The sequence below is a fragment of the Nocardia sp. NPDC004260 genome, assembly GCF_053603155.1.
Genome location: NZ_JBSGEZ010000138.1, coordinates 1 through 8291 on the forward strand (window position 1 = coordinate 1; position 8291 = coordinate 8291).

General features: G+C 66.1%; 7 protein-coding genes and 1 pseudogene. 5 read left to right on the plus strand and 3 right to left on the minus strand.

From position 1 onward, the window contains the following. Positions 1-811: 811 nt before the first annotated feature. The gene (locus ACWEO7_RS37035; RefSeq protein ID WP_452430229.1) at positions 812-1021 is read left to right on the plus strand and encodes a 3-hydroxyacyl-CoA dehydrogenase NAD-binding domain-containing protein; all 210 of its coding nucleotides are present in this window, start codon (positions 812-814) and stop codon (positions 1019-1021) included. 424 nt (positions 1022-1445) lie between these two features. On the opposite strand, the gene ACWEO7_RS37040 is transcribed toward ACWEO7_RS37035, so the two are convergent. Both ACWEO7_RS37040 and ACWEO7_RS37045 read right to left on the minus strand, forming a co-directional pair. Continuing rightward, entirely contained in the window at positions 1446-1739 is a 294-nt protein-coding gene (locus ACWEO7_RS37040; RefSeq protein ID WP_452430231.1) for a hypothetical protein, read from the minus strand. A 96-nt stretch (positions 1740-1835) separates the two neighbouring features. Next, positions 1836-3212: a DEAD/DEAH box helicase gene (locus ACWEO7_RS37045; RefSeq protein ID WP_452430232.1), complete on the minus strand. Its 1377-nt coding sequence runs from the start codon at positions 3210-3212 to the stop codon at positions 1836-1838. Positions 3213-4295: 1083 nt separating this feature from the next. Here ACWEO7_RS37045 and ACWEO7_RS37050 point away from each other — a divergent pair. The 3 genes from ACWEO7_RS37050 (at position 4296) to ACWEO7_RS37060 (ending at position 6501) form a co-directional block, all read left to right on the plus strand. Then, a complete protein-coding gene (locus ACWEO7_RS37050) occupies positions 4296-4727 on the plus strand; it encodes an excalibur calcium-binding domain-containing protein (protein ID WP_452430234.1) in 432 nt (143 codons plus the stop codon). A 519-nt stretch (positions 4728-5246) separates the two neighbouring features. After that, entirely contained in the window at positions 5247-5591 is a 345-nt protein-coding gene (locus ACWEO7_RS37055; protein WP_452430235.1) for a hypothetical protein, read from the plus strand. A gap of 337 nt (positions 5592-5928) precedes the next feature. Further along, on the plus strand, positions 5929-6501 hold the full coding sequence (locus ACWEO7_RS37060) for a TetR/AcrR family transcriptional regulator (protein ID WP_452430236.1): 573 nt from the start codon (positions 5929-5931) through the stop codon (positions 6499-6501). Positions 6502-6661: 160 nt separating this feature from the next. Here ACWEO7_RS37060 and ACWEO7_RS37065 read toward each other — a convergent pair. Beyond that, positions 6662-6739 (minus strand): annotated as a pseudogene (locus ACWEO7_RS37065) (MaoC family dehydratase); the annotation flags it as partial. Positions 6740-7369: 630 nt separating this feature from the next. Between ACWEO7_RS37065 and ACWEO7_RS37070 the strand changes: the two are divergent. Then, positions 7370-8107: an IPT/TIG domain-containing protein gene (locus tag ACWEO7_RS37070; protein WP_452430238.1), complete on the plus strand. Its 738-nt coding sequence runs from the start codon at positions 7370-7372 to the stop codon at positions 8105-8107. The last annotated feature ends 184 nt before the right edge of the window (positions 8108-8291 follow it).

An 8291-nucleotide genomic window follows, 5' to 3' on the forward strand; every position in this document is an offset into this window, starting at 1 on the left:
CGTCATCCGCGCCGGGCTGGGCACCGGCGGAGCCGGAAGCGATCCCGACCGCGGCGACGAGCCCCGCGGCCACCGTGACGATTTTCCTCATCTTGATTCCTTTCTGATCAGTTCTCTCTGGTTTTGAGGTATAGGCGACCGCCGACGCGCTTCGCTCCTATTGCGCTCGCGGCGTTCTGGGGAAGTCGATGATGTCCGACTGGACGGCAGCTTTTAACTGGCCTACGCTGCGCAGATTTGACGTCGGAGTCGGCGAAATCGCTTATCTATGGCGTATGGGGCCGACCCCAATGACGACCGTGGTTGTCGACAAATTAATCGGCTGCATGCTCGCGGCGGAACTCGGTCCCACCGGATGCTGCTCTCACAGACGCAAGTGGCGGCGTTGACGCGATTCCTCGTGCCGAGCCGATAGGGCGGTCAGACAATTGCTACCGGCTGAGCAAAGGAGCATCCGCCGACATATGAAACCACCAAACATGCAAACACTTAGACCGCAAAATGCTGAGCACGATAGCAACCGCGAGTCGAATGGCGCTCGATCACTCCGCAGGTTCCCCCGACTTCGCCGCCGCGGTGAGGGCATTCAAGTGCCGTGCCGATAAGATCTCAGGTGGATTCGATCACGATCACACGCCACTCAACCTTTTGCCTCTTTCTACGTTTGCGCGGCCCGACTCGTAGCGCATCTGCCCTCTTGGGGCGCGCTGCGATGGCTTCTCAATCACGCGGATGGCAGTCACCCGTCCCTCCTCTTTGATCGGCGGGTTACCCTTACGCTAACTGTAAGACTTTTGTCTCGATTGTCAATATGGAAGTTCGTGAGGTGTTGGGCGCGGTACTTGGTGCCGGAACCATGGGTGTCGGCACCGCCGTCACCGTCGCGCGCGCCGGGCACTTGGTCCTGCTCGCCAACGTCAGCCAAGAAGACTCGGGCGCTGGGGCGGGGGCGTACCTGCCCGAGAGCGTGCGGACCCGGAGCAATCCGGGCACCGCGCCCAGGTACGACACAACAGCCTGACCGAAGCTGTCGACCGGGCCGTGCGTGCGCACCGCAGGTGTTTGCACGATCAGCCCGCCAGCGAGGCTGCCGCGCAGTCCGCGCCCGCGCTCACCCCAGTGGCACGACGGAGGGCAGAGGCGGCACGCCAACGGTGGGCTGAGGCCATGCGTTGTGGGACAAAGGTGTCGTGCACACCGCGATCTGCCGCGGCGAGTCGCTCGAGTCCGTTATCGGGGCGGCTATGGCGAACTCGCGGTGGCGCTGCACGCGGCGGGATGGCGCGACCGCGGTGGCGGCATGCTCGACCCGGTCGTCGACGTCCCGCATCGGAGTCGGCCTCCCGGAAGTTCCCTCGACGAGACACGACTCGCGGTCGCCGCCCTCCACCAGGCGATGGCAACCGAGCCCCTCTACCGCAGCGTTTTCCGTCGAAGCGCCGGCCTCACCGGTGCGGCAGCGCAAGACTCGACCGCCCAACCTGCACTGGTGGGCAAGCCAGCTTCAACGCGCGCTCGACATCGAACCGGCGCGTCATTGACCCGAGCGGCGACGCAAGCTTGCCGGAAGCCTTGTCGAGGAAGATCTGCTCGCACCCGGCGACGGTAAGCGCGTCATGCGGGGCCTCGGGAGCTGATCGCGGGTGGAGATTTCGAACACGAGCCTGGCGACCCAGCCCTGGCCAGACGACTGCCTCGCGCTCGATGGGTTGCCCGCCAGTACCGGCGTCATCAGCCATGTTCACCAGCATTCGATGTCCGGCAATCCGCTGGCGATGCTCAGCGACGCGGCGATCTCGGCATGGGCTTGCCTGGGGGAGCGACCAACACGGGCACTACGCGACCGTTCCGCGCGCGGAGTGAGCGCGCGGCTTGGCGTGCGCCTGACCTTGCGCCGCACTGCCGTTGCGACGGCCGCTGCTCTGGCGCGGTCCGCCGCCGCCCCTGCGTGTGCCGCCACTGCTACGGTACGGTCCGCTGCTGCGGCGGTCGTCTTCACGTGCCGCCCGCTCGCTGTAGGAGGGCGCGACGAATGGGGCGATGGTGCCGACGAGTTCGGCCACCACGGGCGAATCGGCGGTGACCCGTTGCGGGGTTACAGTGATCTCGGCCCTGCGCATGAGGTCGGCCACGTCGCGTCGTTCGCCGGGCAGCACCAGGGTGATCACTTCACCGGAGTTGCCTGCCCGCGCGGTACGGCCCGAGCGGTGCAGGTACGCCTTGTGTTCGGCGGGCGGATCAACGTGCACGACCAGCTCGACACCGTCGACGTGCACGCCGCGGGCGGCCACATCGGTCGCCACCAGCACCAGGGCATCGCCGGCGGCGAAGACCGCGAGGTTGCGGTCGCGGGCGCTCTGCGAGAGGTTGCCGTGCAGATCGACGGCCGGAATTCCGGCGAGGGTCAGCTGCTTGGCCAGTTTGCGAGCCTGATGTTTGGTGCGCATGAAGAGGATTCGCCGACCCGAACCCGAGGCGAGCCGGTGTACGACCTCGCGCTTGGCTTCGACGCTCGCAGTTTCGAAAACGTGATGGGTCATGGCGGCGACCGGGGAGTTCGCCTCATCGACGGAATGCAGCTCGGCATCCGGCAGGAAGCGGCTGACCAGCTTGTTGACGCCGTTATCCAGGGTGGCCGAGAACAGCAGGCGCTGACCGTCGTTCGGGGTGGCCGCGAGAATGCGGGTCACACCTGGCAGGAACCCGAGGTCGGCCATGTGGTCGGCCTCGTCGATCACGGTGACCCGGACGGCATCCAGGGAGATCAAACGTTGGTTCATGAGATCCTCGAGCCGGCCGGGGCAGGCGACGACAATGTCGACCCCGGCGCGCAGCGCCCGGACCTGCCGGTTCTGCGGGACCCCGCCGAAAATTGTGGTGACGGTCATGCGATAGGTCGCGGCGAGGGGTTCCAGCGCGGCCGTGATCTGGGTGGCCAATTCCCGAGTCGGCGCCAGCACCAGGCCGGTCGGGCGACTCGGTGCGCGCCTACCGGCGAGACCGCCGCCGAGTCGGTCGACCATCGGAATGGCGAAGGCGAGCGTCTTGCCGCTGCCGGTCCGGCCACGGCCCAGCAGGTCGCGTCCGGCCAGGGAATCGGGCAGGGTGTCGGTCTGGATCGGAAAAGGTTCGGTGATCCCGGCGCGAGTCAACGCCTTCACCAGCGGTGCGCTCACGCCGAGCGCGGCGAAAGAGATGTCAGCAGAACTCATAGGTGTTGCGGGCCTTTCGGGCATCAGGTGGCGCCCGAGCCGTCTGTGGACCTTCCGGGTCCGCGCCGGGGGCACGAAGTGGCGAGATTGCCGATGGGCAAAATCGATCGCCGTAAGAAGAGCGGATGCGGCAAGCGCTAGTTGCGAAGCGAATGCGATCTACGACGCTTGGCGTGACATGTCACGCACTTGATCAACAATAGCCTGTGATGGGCGGTTCGTACTCATCGGGTGAGGTTTCTCGCCCGCCTGATGGGTTGCCGTGCGATTGCGCAGCCGCGAAATCTGCAGGCGTGGCCAAGAGGGAAACGCCGGGACGCGACACTTGGACCTTAACGTCGAACGCCTCGTGCACAGCAGGTCAGGGGCTGGCGACGGCGAGTTGATCGGACCACATCTCCTCCGCACGACAGGCGTACGCGGGCGCTTGATGTCAGTCGACAGCCCAGACCGGGGTTCCGGGCAGCCTGCTGCGGCTGTCACCGAGCGAACAGGTGGATGCCCGCGTTCTGACGGTGCCGAAGCATCGCGGCGGGGCTCAGCCTAGCGATACGCATGGGGATCGAACCTCTCGTCGACTACTTGGGACACGAGATCGGTCCAACCCTCGTCGTTCCCCTCCGATTCCACGCGAAGCTGGATTGGCCCGACATCACCGACAGAGACGGACACTGACCAGTTGCGTCCAGCTCCGCGCGGAGTGAGGGCGAACCCCTTTCCAGCACAGCGACTTCCGAGGTGCCAGATGTGCGGAGTCTCATCGTCGGGACTGCTAGATGGGCTCAGAGGCAACCGCGTCGAAAGAAGGGATACGGTCCAACCGGCAGGACCCCGACGATCGGGCCGAGGCGAACCACAGGGCCAGACCAACGGCGTTGGATACCCGAAACACAACCCGGGCCGATCCCGATAAGGCTGGCAGTTCCCGAGCTGCACACCACGCAGAACCTGCGGGACGGAACCACAGCCGACAACGCAAGGTGCAATGCCATGGCGGTGCGTCATGGCTGCACGTCACCCTTTCCGTCGACGCGGCGGCGTGCACCTGTGCTCGGACGTACACCCCTACCTCGGAAAGAGACCATGACATCACCACGGCGACACGCTGCCGCTCTCCTTTCGTGCGCGGCGGTGACGCTCGCGGCCGCCGCTTGCGGTGCCGAAACCGCGTCAACACCAACCACCACGACACCGGTCACGACATCAGTCGTATCCGCTGGCCACACGACACTCCTGCCGCCGACAACCACTGCCGTACCGCTGCCGCCGACCACACCGGAAACGACCATCGCCCCCACCTCGCCGCCAGCTGCAGTCGCGCCTGCCCCGCCCGCGGCGGTGGTACCGACGCCTCCGGCGGCGGCCGTGCCGGTGCCACCGCGACCGGCAGCTCCCAGCGTCTATTACTCCAACTGCGCCGCCGCCAAGGCCGCGGGCGCCGCGCCGCTGCGGCGGGGAGAACCCGGCTACAGATCAGAGCTGGACCGCGATAAGGATGGCATCGCCTGCGAATAGGGCAAACCGACGCAGTTTGCGCTGGCGCGCAGAGGAAGTGCGGCAGGACATCTGCTCACCGCTTCCACAGGTCGATCTCTGTGGTTAACGCGTGTGTTCCCCCTCCGGACACGCCGCGGCGTCAGCAAGTACGGGCACCTGTCGCTGCCGGCGCCGGTTCGTCGCGGAGCGGGCATCCGCATCCATGACCGGGTTCTACTGGCCGCCGACCCGCAGTAGGCGCTGTTGGAGGTGTACCCGCCGCATATGCTCGACGAGATGCTCGCGCGCCGCTTCGCCGAGGGAGCGAACGCATGAGCGCGCGCCGCGGCCGACATCGCCACGGTCGCGATGATGATGGACCGTCTCGGGCTCACCGTCGCCGACCTGTCCGCGCAGACCGGGTCGACACGGGCGGTGATCACCCGGAGAAATCCTCGAGGGCTGGCCGAGGTCGCTCGCCATCGGCTCTGAACGCCGGGCAATCCGCGCATCCTCGACGAGCACTACCCGCATCATGCGGGCGGGGATCTACCACGGGTGCGGAAACTGCGGCCCCGAACCGTCGAGGAGATCGCGTTCCTCGAGCTCGGCGAAGGCGCCCGCCGCTGGCTGGCCGAAGCCTCCGCGTCCGGGGTGTCGCGCATCCGCGCGAAGATGACCCGCGCGCTCGAGTCAGCGGCGTTGACCGGACGGGAGGCGACCGGACGGGAGGCGGTCGAGGAAGCGCTCGGTCTCGCCGCGGTCGCGGGCCGCTTCGACCACGGTGACCTGGCCGCCGTCGATCACCTGGCCAGGTTCTCTTACCTGGCCGATGTCGTATGCGCCGACGAGGCGGACGCGGTCCAGCCCGGCACCAGCAACTGGGTGAGGTTCGGCGCATGACCCATCCCAAAGTGCCCTATCTGCGCAAAGCCGCACCCGACATGCTCGCCATCGCCCGACCCTCAACGCTGGGACCCCGCTGAAGTGCTGCGGGTACTGCTGTCCGAAGAAGTCATCGGCCGCCACTCCGTGACCCGGCGCCAACGCCGCAAGAACGCGAACTTCCCCACCGGCAAAACGGGCTCCTCCTGGCTGCCCAACTCGCTCGCCCTCGGGCCCGCTGGCGCTGCAGCGGAGCGCGCTTTGCAACGATGGTGGCGTGTCGAAAACGGGGAACACCAGGGCCGGTAAGGAAACGCCGGCATTGACGCCGCGGGGTGAACGAACTCGCACCAAATTGGTCGAGGCCGCCGAGCTCGTCTTCGCGCGACTCGGCTACCTCGAGACGCGGGTCGACGACATTGTCACCGAGGCAGGGGTCGCACGCGGGACCTTCTACGTCTATTTCGACTCCAAGGAACTGATCTTCCGCGCGGTGGTGCTGAATCTGATCACCGACATGCGCGCCAAGGTGCGCTCGCGGCTCGGCGCTCAGCCCCGGACCGCCGTCGAGGCGATCGAATCGGCGGTTCGGGCATACGTCCTCGCCTTCCGCGACCACCAACGCCTGATGCTCATGTGGAGTGAAGTCGCCGGCCTCAACCCGGACATCGAGCAGCTTCGTCAAGCCGAGATCGATCTATTCATCGACCGGGCCGAAAAGATGATCCTCCGGCTCCAGGACAACCGCCTCGCTGCTCTCGATATCGACCCCCACTATGCGGCGACGGCGCTGTGTGGCATGGTGCGTGAATTCTGTTACCAGTGGGCCAAGGCCGATATCGATATCGACGCTGATGCGGCCGCGGCCACCCTGTCCACGCTATGGGTGCGTGGCATAGGTGTCGTCCACCGTGCGCCGCTGGTGTGATCGCACCGACTACGCCTACGGCGTCGATTCACACAGCGCTTCCGATCACTGAACGGCTGGTCGGTCGGCTCAGCGCCGGGAGTGGTCCACGGATCGCTGACCGTCGACCACTCCTGAACACGGCGTGGGGCTGGTTGGCGCAGCCGCTATTCGACGACGCGGCGACGGATTCGGCGACGACTACGGGCTTGTCGCTGCCCTCGCGCTCCCACACTTGGCGCATGAGGATCTGGATTCCGCGAATCGGCTGGCCCTGCACGGTCCCGACCTCTTCGAAGTCCGGTAACTGTCCTACGGCCGAATTGGTTCAGGCCTAGAGCTGTTCGCCGGGGACGGCGTCACGATCTGCGCGAACTTCCGCGGGCGTAGCGCACATTCCGTGCGGGAACAAAGCATGCAAGTGCGCCGGAGACGCCGCCATCGTTTTCGGCACCGAGCCCGCCCGCACAGCGGGCGTGCGTGTTGCTCGGTGCGCACCCGGAGAATCCCGGCGCAGGTCAAGGTGATCGGGCCCCGGGAGCTGCCTGCTGCGGGCGGCGGATACGACCCGAGTGCTTGCCCCGCCTGGGGCTGATCGATCAGCAACGCGGCAGTCGCCGGTCCATGGTTTGCCGCCGGAGGGTCATCACCCGGCTCGACCGCCAACCGGCAGCTGATTGCGGCGCGGTTCTGGCGTACGTCGAATTGACGATGCAGCACGCATCGAACTCTTGGCAGAGCGATGGATCCATTCGTAAAACGGACAAAACCGGAATTCGATATCCATTGTCCGAGTGTGGCTTCGGAGTCCTTAATGGTTACATCCGGGCTACCAGAAGGTCGAGCACCCCCCGGGTTCAGAGAAACAGTTTTCGAGGAGGGCAATGCCATGCCTACTATCAGTTCTGTGTCGCCCACCACGGGTCCGACTTCCGGGGGCAACAGCGTGGTCATTACCGGCACCGGATTCACCGGTCCGACCACAGTGCGGTTCGGGGGCACCGCAACCACTTTCACACTGGACTCCAATACACAGATCACGGCCATCGCCCCACCGGGATCCGGCACCGTGAACATCACCGTGTCGAACGCGGGCGGGACCAGTAATGGGTTTCCCTACACGTATGTCGTGGCGCCTGCGGTGGTCGCTGCGATCATTCCCAGTTTCGGTCCCGCGACCGGTGGCAATCTGGTCACGCTGATCGGCACCGGCCTCAGCGGAGTCACCGCGGTGAACTTCGGCGCCACCCCGGCCACCTTCTTCGTCGGGGTGTCCAGCACCTTGATCATCGCGATCGCCCCGCCAGGAACAGGCACCGTGCCGGTCACGGTGACCACCCCGGCCGGCACGAGCCCGGCAGTTCCGTACACATATGTGTCGGTACCGACGCTGGTTTCGGTCACCCCGAGTACCGGCCCGGCGACAGGCGGCACGGTGGTCACGATCACCGGGAGCGGGTTCACCGGCGCTACCGGCGTGTTCTTCGGTTTCCTTCCGGCGGTTTCGTTCACGGTGAACTCCGATACGCAGATCACTGCGGTCACCCCGCTGGGGTTCGGTGCGGCGCCGATCACGGTCACCACTCCAGGCGGTATCGCCACCGGGCTCTTCTTCACCTACGCCTGAGGGAGTCGACCGCGCCAGCCGCAGCCTGAGGAATCGTACTTCGCCCGCGGATGGTGGCATCGCGATCCCCAAGGGGCCGCTCACTTTTCCGCGGGTTCTAGGAGTCGTTGCAACACCTCAGCTCGAGGGGTGTTGTGGATTTCGAGATCCGGGCGGATCGAACTCCGCAGGGACGTAAGAAGTT